Origin of the sequence: Geobacillus sp. FJAT-46040 (assembly GCF_002335725.1) — a bacterium.
Lineage (GTDB): Bacteria > Bacillota > Bacilli > Bacillales > Anoxybacillaceae > Geobacillus > Geobacillus thermoleovorans.
Window position 1 is genome coordinate 2458045 of record NZ_NISS01000001.1, and the last position, 13779, is coordinate 2471823.

At 52.6% G+C, this 13779-nt stretch carries 11 protein-coding genes, 1 rRNA gene, 1 pseudogene and 1 other annotated feature (1 of these 14 only partly in view); of the genes and pseudogenes, 2 read left to right on the forward strand and 11 right to left on the reverse strand.

The features are described 5' to 3' along the window. Positions 1–1809: a sequence feature (mutual gap in cmsearch alignment for this rRNA model is longer than 100), on the reverse strand; it reaches 1013 nt to the left of the window's first position. A gap of 341 nt (positions 1810–2150) precedes the next feature. Further along, positions 2151–3708 (reverse strand): 16S ribosomal RNA (locus CD000_RS13155). Between the two features lie 763 nt (positions 3709–4471). Next, positions 4472–5351 (reverse strand): annotated as a pseudogene (locus CD000_RS13160) (nucleotidyltransferase-like protein). Positions 5352–5752: 401 nt separating this feature from the next. Between CD000_RS13160 and CD000_RS13170 the strand changes: the two are divergent. After that, positions 5753–6106 (forward strand): YgzB family protein, encoded by a 354-nt coding sequence (locus CD000_RS13170; RefSeq protein WP_047817812.1) that lies wholly within the window; start codon positions 5753–5755, stop codon positions 6104–6106. Positions 6107–6130: 24 nt separating this feature from the next. Here the strand turns inward: CD000_RS13170 and perR are convergent, their stop codons facing one another. The 8 genes from perR to CD000_RS18525 all read right to left on the reverse strand — a co-directional run bounded on the left by perR (position 6131) and on the right by CD000_RS18525 (position 11840). Beyond that, positions 6131–6589 carry a peroxide-responsive transcriptional repressor PerR gene (perR, locus tag CD000_RS13175; RefSeq protein ID WP_096225822.1) on the reverse strand — a complete coding sequence of 153 codons (459 nt, stop codon included), beginning with the start codon at positions 6587–6589 and terminating at the stop codon, positions 6131–6133. A gap of 226 nt (positions 6590–6815) precedes the next feature. Continuing rightward, entirely contained in the window at positions 6816–7292 is a 477-nt protein-coding gene (bcp, locus tag CD000_RS13180) for a thioredoxin-dependent thiol peroxidase (protein ID WP_096225823.1), read from the reverse strand. Positions 7293–7357: 65 nt separating this feature from the next. Next, positions 7358–7762 carry a potassium channel family protein gene (locus CD000_RS13185; protein WP_033009905.1) on the reverse strand — a complete coding sequence of 135 codons (405 nt, stop codon included), beginning with the start codon at positions 7760–7762 and terminating at the stop codon, positions 7358–7360. Positions 7763–7926: 164 nt separating this feature from the next. After that, complete coding sequence (locus CD000_RS13190; protein ID WP_096225824.1) at positions 7927–8880, reverse strand: L-lactate dehydrogenase; 954 nt, start codon at positions 8878–8880, stop codon at positions 7927–7929. 146 nt (positions 8881–9026) lie between these two features. Further along, positions 9027–9812, reverse strand: a complete 786-nt coding sequence (locus tag CD000_RS13195) for an ABC transporter permease (protein ID WP_050368237.1) — start codon at positions 9810–9812, stop codon at positions 9027–9029. A gap of 3 nt (positions 9813–9815) precedes the next feature. Then, entirely contained in the window at positions 9816–10607 is a 792-nt protein-coding gene (locus CD000_RS13200) for an ABC transporter permease (RefSeq protein ID WP_096225825.1), read from the reverse strand. Next, positions 10600–11604 carry an ABC transporter ATP-binding protein gene (locus tag CD000_RS13205; RefSeq protein WP_096225826.1) on the reverse strand — a complete coding sequence of 335 codons (1005 nt, stop codon included), beginning with the start codon at positions 11602–11604 and terminating at the stop codon, positions 10600–10602. The genes CD000_RS13200 and CD000_RS13205 overlap by 8 nt, the downstream gene beginning before the upstream one ends. A gap of 68 nt (positions 11605–11672) precedes the next feature. Continuing rightward, positions 11673–11840, reverse strand: coding sequence for a hypothetical protein (locus CD000_RS18525; RefSeq protein WP_014194925.1), 168 nt, complete (start codon positions 11838–11840; stop codon positions 11673–11675). 157 nt (positions 11841–11997) lie between these two features. On the opposite strand from CD000_RS18525, the gene CD000_RS13210 reads away from it, so the two are divergent. Then, positions 11998–13284: a glutamate-1-semialdehyde 2,1-aminomutase gene (locus CD000_RS13210; RefSeq protein ID WP_096225827.1), complete on the forward strand. Its 1287-nt coding sequence runs from the start codon at positions 11998–12000 to the stop codon at positions 13282–13284. A gap of 211 nt (positions 13285–13495) precedes the next feature. Here the strand turns inward: CD000_RS13210 and CD000_RS13215 are convergent. After that, a partial coding sequence (locus tag CD000_RS13215) for a zinc ribbon domain-containing protein (RefSeq protein WP_233130419.1) occupies positions 13496–13779 on the reverse strand: 284 nt, incomplete at its 5' end.

Sequence of the window (13779 nt, forward strand, 5' to 3'; positions counted from 1 at the left end):
TAAACAGTCGTTGGGCCTTTTCACTGCGGCTCTTCAGGGCTCTTCACCCCAAAGAGCACCCCTTCTCCCGAAGTTACGGGGTCATTTTGCCGAGTTCCTTAACGAGAGTTCTCCCGCGCGCCTTAGGATTCTCTCCTCGCCTACCTGTGTCGGTTTGCGGTACGGGCACCTCTTCCCTCGCTAGAGGCTTTTCTTGGCAGTGTGAAATCGGGGACTTCCGGATCAATCCGTCGCCGTCACCGCTTGGCCTTATGATCCGCGGATTTGCCTGCGGATCAGCCTCACGGCTTGGACAGGCTCTTCCAGCCGCCTGCTCGCCCTATCCTCCTGCGTCCCCCCATCGCTCAAACGGGAAGAAGGTGGTACAGGAATCTCAACCTGTTGTCCATCACCTACGCCTTTCGGCCTCGGCTTAGGTCCCGACTAACCCTGAGCGGACGAACCTTCCTCAGGAACCCTTAGGCTTTCGGCGCAGAGGATTCTCACCTCTGTTTTCGCTACTCATACCGGCATTCTCACTTCTAAGCGCTCCACCAGTCCTTCCGGTCTGGCTTCTCTGCCCTTAGAACGCTCCCCTACCGATGACCAACGGTCATCCCGCAGCTTCGGCGGCACGTTTAGCCCCGGTACATTTTCGGCGCAGAGTCACTCGACCAGTGAGCTATTACGCACTCTTTAAATGGTGGCTGCTTCTAAGCCAACATCCTGGTTGTCTCGGCAACTCCACATCCTTTTCCACTGAACGTGCACTTCGGGGCCTTAGCTGGCGGTCTGGGCTGTTCCCCTCTCGACCACGGATCTTATCACTCGCAGTCTGACTCCCGGGCATAAGTCGTTGGCATTCGGAGTTTGACTGGGTTCGGTAACCCGTTTGGGGCCCCTAGCCCAATCAGTGCTCTACCTCCAACACTCTCAAACCCGAGGCTAGCCCTAAAGCTATTTCGGGGAGAACCAGCTATCTCCAAGTTCGATTGGCATTTCACCCCTACCCACACCTCATCCCCGCACTTTTCAACGTGCGTGGGTTCGGGCCTCCAGCCGGTGTTACCCGGCCTTCACCCTGGACATGGGTAGATCACCTGGTTTCGGGTCGACGACGACGTACTCACACGCCCTGTTCAGACTCGCTTTCGCTGCGGCTCCGCCTCTTCGGCTTAACCTCGCACGCCATCGTCACTCGCCGGTTCATTCTACAAAAGGCACGCCATCACGCATGAACGCGCTCTGACTACTTGTAGGCACACGGTTTCAGGTTCTCTTTCACTCCCCTCCCGGGGTGCTTTTCACCTTTCCCTCACGGTACTGGTGCACTATCGGTCACTAGGGAGTATTTAGCCTTGGGAGATGGTCCTCCCTGCTTCCGACGGGATTCCTCGTGTCCCGCCGTACTCAGGATCCGCTCGGGAGGGAACGAAGTTTCGACTACAGGGCTCTCACCTTCTCTGGCCGGCCGTTCCAGACCGGTTCGTCTACCCCGTCCCTTTCTCACTCCCATCGTGAGCGGTCCTACAACCCCAAGAGGACATGCCTCTTGGTTTGGGCTGTTCCCGTTTCGCTCGCCGCTACTTAGGGAATCGCGGTTGCTTTCTTCTCCTCCGGGTACTAAGATGTTTCAGTTCCCCGGGTGTGCCCTCCATGCCCTATGGATTCAGGCATGGATACTGCCCCATTACGGACAGTGGGTTCCCCCATTCGGACATCTCCGGATCAACGCTTGCTTACAGCTCCCCGAAGCGTTTCGGCGTTTGCCCCGTCCTTCATCGGCTCCTAGTGCCAAGGCATCCACCGTGCGCCCTTTCTAGCTTAACCTATCGCGCTCTCGGCTTCTTCCTTTGCTTTATCGGTTATCTAGTTTTCAAGGAACAAAATTGATTCTTGAGAGAACATGACTCGTTCCCTCAAAACTGAACGAAACAGAAGCGCGATGGATTGGTAGGTTGGCCATTGCGGCCTCCGCTTTTCGAATTGTCTAGCTCCGGCTCGCCGCCGCTCGGGGTCAAATAACCTTCGCCTTCCGGGTGCAAGCACCCTTGCAGGCGAAGAATATTTGCCCATCGCGATCGCCACGATGGCGATATTTCGCCGTTACCCACAGGACGCGGGCTGCCTTTAGGCGAAATTACGGCGCTTCCGCTTTTCTTCGTCCTTAGAAAGGAGGTGATCCAGCCGCACCTTCCGGTACGGCTACCTTGTTACGACTTCACCCCAATCACTTGCCCCACCTTCGGCGGCTGGCTCCCGTAAGGGTTACCTCACCGACTTCGGGTGTTGCAAGCTCTCGTGGTGTGACGGGCGGTGTGTACAAGGCCCGGGAACGTATTCACCGCGGCATGCTGATCCGCGATTACTAGCGATTCCGGCTTCATGCAGGCGAGTTGCAGCCTGCAATCCGAACTGAGAGCGGCTTTTTGGGATTCGCTCCCCCTCGCGGGTTCGCAGCCCTTTGTACCGCCCATTGTAGCACGTGTGTAGCCCAGGTCATAAGGGGCATGATGATTTGACGTCATCCCCACCTTCCTCCGACTTGTCGCCGGCAGTCCCTCTAGAGTGCCCACCTTCGTGCTGGCAACTAGAGGCGAGGGTTGCGCTCGTTGCGGGACTTAACCCAACATCTCACGACACGAGCTGACGACAACCATGCACCACCTGTCACCCTGTCCCCCCGAAGGGGGAACGCCCAATCTCTTGGGTTGTCAGGGGATGTCAAGACCTGGTAAGGTTCTTCGCGTTGCTTCGAATTAAACCACATGCTCCACCGCTTGTGCGGGCCCCCGTCAATTCCTTTGAGTTTCAGCCTTGCGGCCGTACTCCCCAGGCGGAGTGCTTATCGCGTTAGCTGCAGCACTAAAGGGTGTGACCCCTCTAACACTTAGCACTCATCGTTTACGGCGTGGACTACCAGGGTATCTAATCCTGTTTGCTCCCCACGCTTTCGCGCCTCAGCGTCAGTTGCAGGCCAGAGAGCCGCCTTCGCCACTGGTGTTCCTCCACATCTCTACGCATTTCACCGCTACACGTGGAATTCCGCTCTCCTCTCCTGCACTCAAGTCCCCCAGTTTCCAATGACCCTCCACGGTTGAGCCGTGGGCTTTCACATCAGACTTAAGAGACCGCCTGCGCGCGCTTTACGCCCAATAATTCCGGACAACGCTCGCCCCCTACGTATTACCGCGGCTGCTGGCACGTAGTTAGCCGGGGCTTCCTCGTGAGGTACCGTCACCGCGCCGCCCTCTTCGAACGGCGCTCCTTCGTCCCTCACAACAGAGCTTTACGACCCGAAGGCCTTCTTCGCTCACGCGGCGTCGCTCCGTCAGGCTTTCGCCCATTGCGGAAGATTCCCTACTGCTGCCTCCCGTAGGAGTCTGGGCCGTGTCTCAGTCCCAGTGTGGCCGGTCACCCTCTCAGGCCGGCTACGCATCGTCGCCTTGGTGAGCCGTTACCTCACCAACTAGCTAATGCGCCGCGGGCCCATCCGCAAGTGACAGCCAAAGGCCGCCTTTCAACCAAAGACCATGCGGTCTTCGGTGTTATCCGGTATTAGCTCCGGTTTCCCGGAGTTATCCCGGTCTTGCGGGCAGGTTGCCCACGTGTTACTCACCCGTCCGCCGCTGACCAAACAAGAGCAAGCCCTCGTTCGGTCCGCTCGACTTGCATGTATTAGGCACGCCGCCAGCGTTCGTCCTGAGCCAGGATCAAACTCTCCAAAAGAAAGTTGATTGGCTTTTCGGATTGTCCAGCTTCGGCCCACCGCCGCTCGGGGTCAAATAACCTTCGCCTTCGGGATTGTAAATCCCTGCAGGCGAAGAACATTTGCCCATCGCGGCGACCCGCGGGCCTCAGCTTTTCGTTGCGCTTCGTTTCGTTCAGTTTTCAAGGAACGATTTTTGTTTTTGTCGCTCTCTTGAAGCGACTTTTACATGATAGCATTTTTATTATTTACTGTCAACATTTTTTTTATTCCTTTTGCACCGCATTTTTTCGTTGCGGCAGCGATTTAAAATATATCATCGTTCCTCATACAAGTCAATAGCTTTTTTCACTGAAGCTCCGAAAGAAGTCTCCTGCTTCAAAACGAAGCGAAAGTAGGAAATGAATTTCGGCGCCATCCAAAACACATGACAAACAAGGATTGTATTCTTCGTGAACGGGACATATGGTTTCATGGAGGAAATCGAATGTCAAAGCCGAACGAAGCCTTCCATGCGTAAAATACCCAAGAGTCTTCGGATGCCCAGCATTGGGACGAACGAAGCTGCACTCAGGAAGATGGCTGCTTTCGCTGTGAACCTGAGGATCTCCCTGCTTCAAACTGTGCTGAGCGGAGGCAGTTCCCTAGCACTCTCGACCCCCTCTTTCCTCCGCCCTCTTCTGCACTGTTCGCGTTTTGGCAAGGAAACGCCCCTCCCTAGACATCTTTTCACCTTCATGCCTGCCTCAGAGCCCCGGTTTTAACAAGGAATAGGCAGGGAAGTCACTGCACTTTTCCTCCTTGCACGATGTAATAGCGCTCTGTTATCCCGCTTCCTCTTGTCGGTCCTTTTACTGCGGCCAATACTTTTCTTTCGACCAAATACTCAACCATGATTGCGAGATCGACTGAATAAGGGGCAAGTTGTGGATGACAAGCCATTTCAGCGATGCTCCATGCGCCTTCTTTTTCCTTTAGCACTTCACACAGATGGATCGAGCCTGCTGCAACGGAAGAATGAATGAGGAATTCGCTCGCCAACAACAGAAGTTCAAGGCGTTTCGGCAACGGCTCCTCGCTGCCGACCAATTCCTCATACAACTTATAAATTTGTCCATTCATCTTCTTCACCTGGCTCCATACCGTCACTTCCGGGTAAAGTCCGTGCTCGATCACGGTCAATCGCGCCAAATGATGGAGGGCTTGCACCATATGGTTGTATGAGTCGAGCCAATGCCGGGCCATAAACAGCTCCTTGCCATCGATATAACGTCGGATCAGTTTGGCAAACTCAATCCCCATTTTCCGCTGCCGCTCCCGAGGCGGAAATTGCTCAAGGCGCTGGCGGAGCTGCCAAATATAATCGTTGCGGTCAAATATGACTTTTCCATTAAACACCCAGTCGATGGCCTTTCGGGGAGCTCCGAGAACAAGCCATTCATTTAGCTTCTGTTCATTCACCACATAAAGCGCCGCCTTTTCAGTGCCAAACGAATAATGTTTTAGACATACCGGTTCGCTCTGCGAGTCGACAATGACTAGCAGCACGGCATCAAACGTATCAGTCACCGCTGTATGACAAACCGCTTTTTCACATTAAAATGCCGTGCGTATCACTTCTGTTTGTCCACTCTTGACATATTGGGCGCAAAAACTGTTCCATAGGCTGTTTCCGTTGCAGCTAGGAAAAATGCGGCGATTCGCCTTTGACCGCCAGGCGGGCAGGGAAGTTCTTTTCCCTTTTTGTTCACGCCGCTTCCTATCCGCAACGGATCCCCCCTTCCCACGTCTTCCAAGGTTCGACCACCTTGTTATGCGAAAATGGAGCATTGCACACGAAAGTCTTTGTTTTGGCGGTCACCGTCCGTTCTCTCCTCTGTGACCGCCCCGCCGCTGCCTTGCCTGATAAAGGCAGGAGCTTGTTGCTGTCGTTCATTATTCGACAAAAAATGAAAAATTCCTTTCTCTTCTCTATAAGAAAAAACAAAAGTCTGATTTTGCCCGTTTCTCCTTCCCGATTGGTGCTTGTTTTATGGTATAGTGGTGTATGTAGGAGGGACGACCATGAGCATCAAATATTCGAGCAAAATCAACAAAATTCGTACGTTCGCTTTGAGCTTGATTTTCGTCGGTGTCATTGTCATGTATCTCGGGCTCTTTTTCCGCACGTCCCCGCTTGTCATGACGCTATTTATGGTGTTAGGTCTTCTGTTTCTCGTCGCGAGCGGCATCGTATATTTTTGGATCGGCACCCTGTCTACACGAGCCGTCCAAGTCGTTTGTCCGTCGTGCGGCAAAGTGACAAAAATGCTCGGACGCGTCGATTTATGCATGTTTTGCCGTGAACCGTTGACGTTAGACCGCGAACTGGAAGGAAAAGAGTTTGACGAAAAGTACAACAAAAAAAGAAAAAGCTGATAGCCGCCTTGTGCTATCAGCTTTTTAATGCGAATGCGCCGGCGCCCCGCTTTTTTGACAGTCAGGGCAGACTCCGTACACTTCCATGCGATGATGGTCTACCTTAAAGCCGGTGACGTGAGCGGCAAGCTGCTCGACTTCATCAAGCGCTGGATAGTGGAAATCGACAATTTTGCCGCACTCTTCACAGATGACGTGATAATGATTGGAAGTGACAAAATCAAACCGGCTTGATGAATCGCCATATGTCAGCTCTTTGACAAGCCCGATTTCTTTGAAGACGCGCAAGTTATTGTAGACGGTCGCTACGCTCATATTCGGAAATTTCCCTTCCAGCGCTTTGTATATTTCATCCGCTGTCGGATGGGACATCGAGGTGATCAAATACTCTAATATCGCATGACGCTGCGGCGTGATGCGTATGCCCGTCTTTTTCAACATGTCAAGCGCTTCCTTCAGCTGCTCGTTGGCAGACACCGTCATGCACCTCACTCTCTGTATAAGATGAAAAAAATTATCATTTTATAATATTTATAATTAGTCTACAAGGAGTATATGCCTTTTGTCAATATAGATACCATTAATATATGGGCTCAGCCATCTTTTTAACAAAAAAAAGGGGGTGGGAATCACTTCCACCCGCCGCATTTCCTTCATTTGAGGAGGTTACTATGCATTGTACGCAAAAACGTTGTGATTGATTGGACACTCACCTAGACGATGCCAATCGGGCGACTTCCGCGAGCGCCTCATCGACGTGCCCCTTCACTTTCACCCCACGCCATTCTTGAACCAACGTCCCATCGGGGTCGATAATGAACGTGGAGCGTTCGATCCCCATATACTCTTTGCCGAAGTTTTTCTTTTTCTTCCACACTCCGTACATTTCTGCCACTTCATGTCGCTCGTCGGAAAGAAGCAAAAACGGCAGTTTGTACTTTTCGATAAACGTTTCATGCCGTGCAACCGGATCCGGGCTCACCCCTAAAATGACAGCGTTCAGTCCGGCGAATTGCTCGTGACGGTCGCGAAAATCGCACGCTTCTGTCGTGCATCCAGGCGTCATATCCTTTGGATAAAAATAAAGGACGACATACTGGCCGCGGAAGTCTGAGAGCGAAACCATTTTCCCGTTGCTTGCCGGCAAGGTGAAATCTGGAGCTGGCTGGCCAATGGCGATCGTCATAGCGTTCCCTCCGTCTCCTTAATGTCTTCTTTTAGCGTAACGAAGACAGAGGAAAATTGCAACTGTCAACGGCGATCCCAGTCAAATACCGTGCGCGTGACGATGACAGCAGGCATAATGTAGCCAAGTAGCGCCTCGGCGATGGCGATCCACCGCCCGATGCCGACCGGGGTGACGTCTCCGTATCCGACCGACAGGAGGGTCATGCCGCTTAAATATAGACTGTCTTCCAGCATAGACAGGCGGTTTCCTGCTGCACTGCTTGGTGACGGAGTAAATACATGATGACCGTTGGCTTGCAAAATCATATAAATCATCGCAAACCCTAGCAGCATCGTCACATACCATTGAACGAGCACCCATAAACTGTCAAGGGAGAGGCGGTGCGTTGCTTGTACGCGCGCTGTCCAAAGCGAGGTGATGCTGCCGAGCAGCACGGCGGTCACCACTCCGAGGAATGCGTAATCCATTCGCTTCCCTCCACAAATTGTCCGTAGTTCATATATACACCGTGAAACGGACAATTATGCGGGAATAAGCCGCCTTCCCAATCGGAACAGCGTGTCGCCCCCAGAGCCATACATCCCCCTGTTTGGACAAGAAAGACTGTTGGCACAACTTTTCGTTTGTTGCCTCATCGCGTAAAACAACGGGCTAGCACGCTTTTTAATGTGGCTGCGCTATGATGGAATCGATTTTTTTCGTCATCATTCAATTCAATTTCGATCACCTCGCGGATGCCATTGCGGTTAATGACAGCCGGCACGCCGATGTAGACGTCGCGCTCCCCATATGGGCCATCGAGGTAGGCCGATACGGTCAAAATAGCGTTTTCGTTATGCAAAATGGCGCGCGTCACGCGGGCAAGCCCCATCGCAATCCCGTAGTACGTCGCTCCTTTTTTCTCAATAATTTGGTAGGCGGCATCGCGCACATTGACAAAAATGCGCTCGAGATCTTTTTGCGCTTCTTCCCCTTTGGACTCGACCAGCTTGCGGATCGGCACGCCGCCGATATCAGCCTGGCTCCAGACCGGGAGTTCAGTGTCGCCGTGTTCCCCAATAATATAGGCATGAACATTTTGCGGAGCGACAGAGAAATACTCGCCCAACAAAAAGCGGAACCGCGCCGTATCTAAAATCGTCCCCGAACCGATCACCCGCTCATGCGGCAGGCCGCTGAATTTCCACGTCGCGTACGTTAAAATGTCGACCGGATTGGTGGCGACGAGAAACAGTCCTTGAAATCCAGATGCCATGACCGACTCAACGATCGAGCGGAAAATGGCAATGTTTTTGTCCACAAGATCAAGCCGCGTCTCGCCCGGTTTTTGGTTGGCGCCGGCGCAAATGACAACCAAATCGGCATCGCGGCAATCATCGTAATCGCCGTGCCAAATGTCAGCCGGCTTCGGCGCAAATACTTTCCCATGGTTGAAGTCCATCGCATCGCCTATGGCCTTGCTTTCATTCGCATCGATGAGCACGATCTCATCGGCGATCCCTTGATTCATTAAGGCAAACACATAACTGGCGCCGACAAACCCGGTGCCGATGACCACTACTCGGGTTCCACCGTTGTTTTTCATTGCATTCGTCCCCCTCAATATAATGTGAACACTTTCACAAAATATTTTACACGAAAGGCGCACCGCGATGCATGCGCGATTGTGGCGATTGTTTGACTATTGTTTGTCCATTTCATGGCAGACGCCGCGGCAAACAACGGGAGCACTCAGCTCCCCGTCCCGCGGTACCTCCTGACCCCGGCGTTCCAGAGCATCACGGCGATGATGAAAAACAACACGCCGACAACCGGGGTCAAAAACGCATAACCATACCATTCCTGCTTATGGAGAAAATACGAAGCTGGATAAACGCCGACAAAGGCAAACGGCAGCACCCACGTTAACATATAGCGGATGACGCGGTGATAAATATCGACCGGATAGCGGCCGTAGCTGCTGATGTTGTACATCATCGGCATGATGGATGTGCGGGCGTCGGCAAAAAAACTGATCGTCGCCAGTGAAATGAAAATGCCGGCGTAAATCAATGCACCGCCAATCACAAGCAAAATAAACACGAAGACATCATACCAATGAAATGAAAGAGACAAGCGGCTGCCGGCATACAGCATAATGATCAGCCCGGGCACAGCGCCAAGCAACGATTCGAGCTCCATCCGCTCCAAAATGATCTGGAACAGGCTGTGAACCGGGCGCGTCAACACGCGATCCATTTCTCCCTGAACAATGTAGCGCTCGTTGAAATCCCATAGATTAAAAAAGGCGCCAAATACGGCGTACGGCACAAGGAAAAAGCCGTAAATAAACAACATCTCATCGCGCGACCAACCGTGAAGCAGCGTCGTATGGCCAAACACGACGAGCAAGAACACCAAGTTGACCGCCTGCGCCATGAAGTCGGACAACCATTCAATCAGCAAATCCGCGCGGTATTGCCATTTTGTCTTCATGTACTGGGCCATATATTGAAAAAAAACCGATACGTAAAACAAAGTCTACCCCCCTTGCACAACGAGCCGTTTTTTCGCCACCCGCCATAACAGCACAATCGGAAACCATAACAGCACGCACCATGCCGCCTGCAGAAGCAGGCCATCACGGACAGCAGCTCCTTGAAAACTTTCTGTGATGATCATGCTTGGAATGTAGCTGATGGCTTGAAACGGCATATACGCCATGAGCTGTTGCGCCCAATCCGGGTAAAACGACAACGGCAAAATCAGACCGGAAAATAGATCAATAATAAACCGTTTCGCCCTCAGCAGCCCTTCATTTCGGAACGTAAAAAATGTCACGACTCCCGCAAGCAAGTTCAGCTCCGAAAAGATGATAAAGCTGAATAGAAGCGACAAGCCAAAAGCGAGCCACGTTTTGGCGTGTTCCGGAAACTCGAGCGGCAAAAAGAGCGAGACAACCAGCAACCCCGGCAACGATAGGAAGAACAAGCGGAACAGCCCTTCGCCAACCCCTTGCACCGCTTTCATCCCTAAATAGCTGTACGGGCGGATGAGTTCCGTCGCTATTTTTCCATCGCGGATTTCCATCGCGATTTCGCGGTCAAGGTTGTTAAAATAAAACGCCCGCGCCAGCCAGGAAATGGCGACATACGTCGTCATTTGCCCAAGCGACATCCCTTGCATCGATGATTTGCCGCCATAAATAGCCGACCAAAGGAAGTAATACGCTGAGATGTTAATGGCGTAAATCAAAATGCCAGTATAATAGTTTGTCCGGTAGGCAAGCATCATTAAAAAGCGGATGCGGATCATTTCGACATACTTACCCATGAACCGCACCTTCCTCATAAATATTGCGGATGATCTCCTCCGTCGGCACTTCGTGAATATGGATGTCATTTAACGCACAACGGGCAGCGACGCGGCTGACAACTTCCGGCACGCCTCCTGATGGAACGTGCGCCACCCAAACGTTCGGCTGTTCACCTTTTTTCCAAACAACATCCAACCCTTCAGTCAACTGCTGCAAAAAAGCGGCCGTCACCGCTTCGGCAAACGTAAAGGCGACCCGTTTTCCTTGGCCCCATTTTTCTTTCAACTGCCCGAGCGAACCGTCATAAATGATTTTCCCTTCATCAAGCATAATCACCCGCTCGCAAAGCGCTTCAATGTCTGACATATCGTGCGTCGTCAGCAGGATCGTCGTGCCATACCGTTCATTCAATTGCTTTAAAAACTGGCGGATGTTCAGTTTCACCAGCACATCCAAACCGATGGTCGGCTCGTCCAAAAACAACAGCGGCGGGTTGTGAATGAGGGCGGCGGCGAGCTCGCAGCGCATCCGCTGGCCAAGCGACAGCTTGCGCACCGGCTTGTCAAGGAGCGGACCGATGTCTAGCATCTCGATGACTTCGCCCATATGACGGCGATATTGCTCATCGGGGACGCGGTATACTTTTTTTAACAGACGAAACGATTCTTGCACGGCGATGTCCCACCATAATTGCGAGCGCTGGCCGAACACGACGCCGATCGTGCGCACGAATTTTTCCCGCTCTTTATGGGGATTCATCCCGTTGACGACAATGCGCCCGGATGTCGGCGTTAAAATGCCGGTCAACATTTTGATCGTCGTTGACTTGCCGGCGCCGTTTTCGCCGATATAGCCGACGATTTCCCCTTGCTTAACAGCAAACGAAATGTCATCAACCGCTCGAACGAGCGTATAACGGCGCGTCCATAAATCGCGAAACGCTCCGACGAGGCCGGAGCGGCTTTTGTGCACTTTAAATTCTTTGCGCAATTGTTCTACTTCGATGGCGTTCATCGTTCTCCTCCTGACCTCTCCTTGGCGTCAAAGGAAAAAGGCGGCTTGCGCCCTTCTCCTATGTTGCATTATACATGAATCGCCGCCATTTTCATCTTTTTTGTTTTCCAGTCTGTTGACGCCATTGCGTTAGGCGCCGCCTCCGATTTGGAAAGAACGGCAAAATGCTTTTGTCCTAAATCAATGCCCACTCGCCGATCGACCGTCGGCAACAGTTGGATGTCAGTTCCGCCCATACGGAAACAAACGATTTCCTGTCGGATTTTTTCGAATCGGCACGTCAATGATGGGAGAAACCGATCCGTCTCCCGCTTTACACCTATAGCATTGAAGTTTGAGTCTTCTCGGTTTACTATATAAAGAGGCAGTCAGCGGAAACAGGAGGATCAAACAATGCAGTGGACCAAATCAGAACAATTATATGAAGAAGCGCTCCAGCACATCGTTGGCGGGGTGAACAGCCCGTCCCGCTCATACAAAGCGGTCGGCGGCGGTGCGCCAGTCGTGATGGAGCGGGCGCAAGGAGCCTACTTTTGGGATGTGGATGGAAACAAGTACATCGACTACTTGGCCGCCTACGGACCGATCATCGCCGGGCACGCCCATCCGCACATCGCGGAAGCCATCCGCCGCGCCGCCGAGACCGGTGTGTTGTACGGCACGCCGACGCCGCATGAGATTACATTTGCGAAGATGTTGAAAGAGGCGATTCCGTCGCTTGAGAAAGTCCGCTTTGTCAACTCGGGGACGGAAGCGGTGATGACGACAATCCGCGTCGCCCGCGCCTACACCGGACGAAGCAAAATCGTCAAATTCGAAGGCTGCTACCATGGCCATTCGGACCTTGTGCTCGTCGCCGCCGGCTCGGGGCCATCGACGTTGGGGACGCCGGACTCAGCCGGCGTGCCGCAAAGCATCGCCCAAGAAGTCATTACCGTGCCATACAACGATGTCGAATCGTTCCGTGAAGCGATGAACGTTTGGGGCGAACAAGTCGCCGCCGTATTGGTTGAGCCGATCGTCGGCAACTTCGGCATCGTCCTACCAAAACCGGGCTTTTTAGAAGCGATCAATGAGATTGCTCACAAGGAAGGGGCGCTCGTCATTTACGACGAAGTGATCACCGCCTTCCGCTTTATGTACGGCGGAGCGCAAAACTTGCTCAGTGTGGAGCCCGACTTGACGGCGATGGGGAAAATTATTGGCGGCGGTCTGCCGATTGGGGCGTACGGTGGACGCCAAGACATTATGGAACAAGTCGCTCCGCTCGGACCAGCGTACCAGGCCGGGACGATGGCCGGCAACCCGGCGTCGATGCTCGCTGGCATCGCCTGCCTTGAAGTGTTGAAACAAGAGGGTGTCTATGAGCATCTCGACCGATTGGGAGCCATGCTGGAAGAGGGCATCCTCGCCCATGCCCGCCAATGCGGCCTGCCGGTGACCGTCAACCGCTTAAAAGGCGCGCTCACCGTCTTCTTCACGGACGAAAAGGTGGAAAACTACAAGCAAGCCCAGCAAAGCGACGGCGAGTTATTTGCGAAATTTTTCAAGCTCATGCTCAAACAAGGGGTCAATCTCGCGCCATCGAAATATGAAGCATGGTTTATCACCCTCGCCCATACGGAAGACGACATCGCCTACACGATCGACGCGGTCGGCAAGGCGTTTCGGCAGCTATAAGCGCTTGCGCCTCTATCACCCTCGTCAAACAGCGCCCGCGTCAGGCGGGCGCTGTTTTGTTTTCACTGCATTTGTTGACAATTTTGTGAACAAAGCAGGAGAACAGGAAAGGGTCATTGATTTCCACCTGCCTGCATGGTATGGTGAACTACCCCCACTTAATTTTCTAGCGAAAATTTGAAGTGGGGGCTTCCAAAGAAGTTTGACTGCTTCAAGCAATCCTTATTCTTTGAGGCGTGTCCACTTCGCCGCTAGAGCATAAGACACTCAGGTCTACAGCTTTACTTTTCTTTAAGATGTTTAATGCGCCATTGACATCAGCATTAATTAGTTTGCCAGACTTTGTTCGATACAAGCCGCGCTTAATACGTTTGCCGCTGAACTTATATTCTTTTGGATTGTCGGCATTATATTCAGGAATCTCATCGCCGTCAAAAAAGCTGGCTTGAGACGTATAGGATTCTTCCTGTTTCAAGAATTCAATGCCGTAAAATT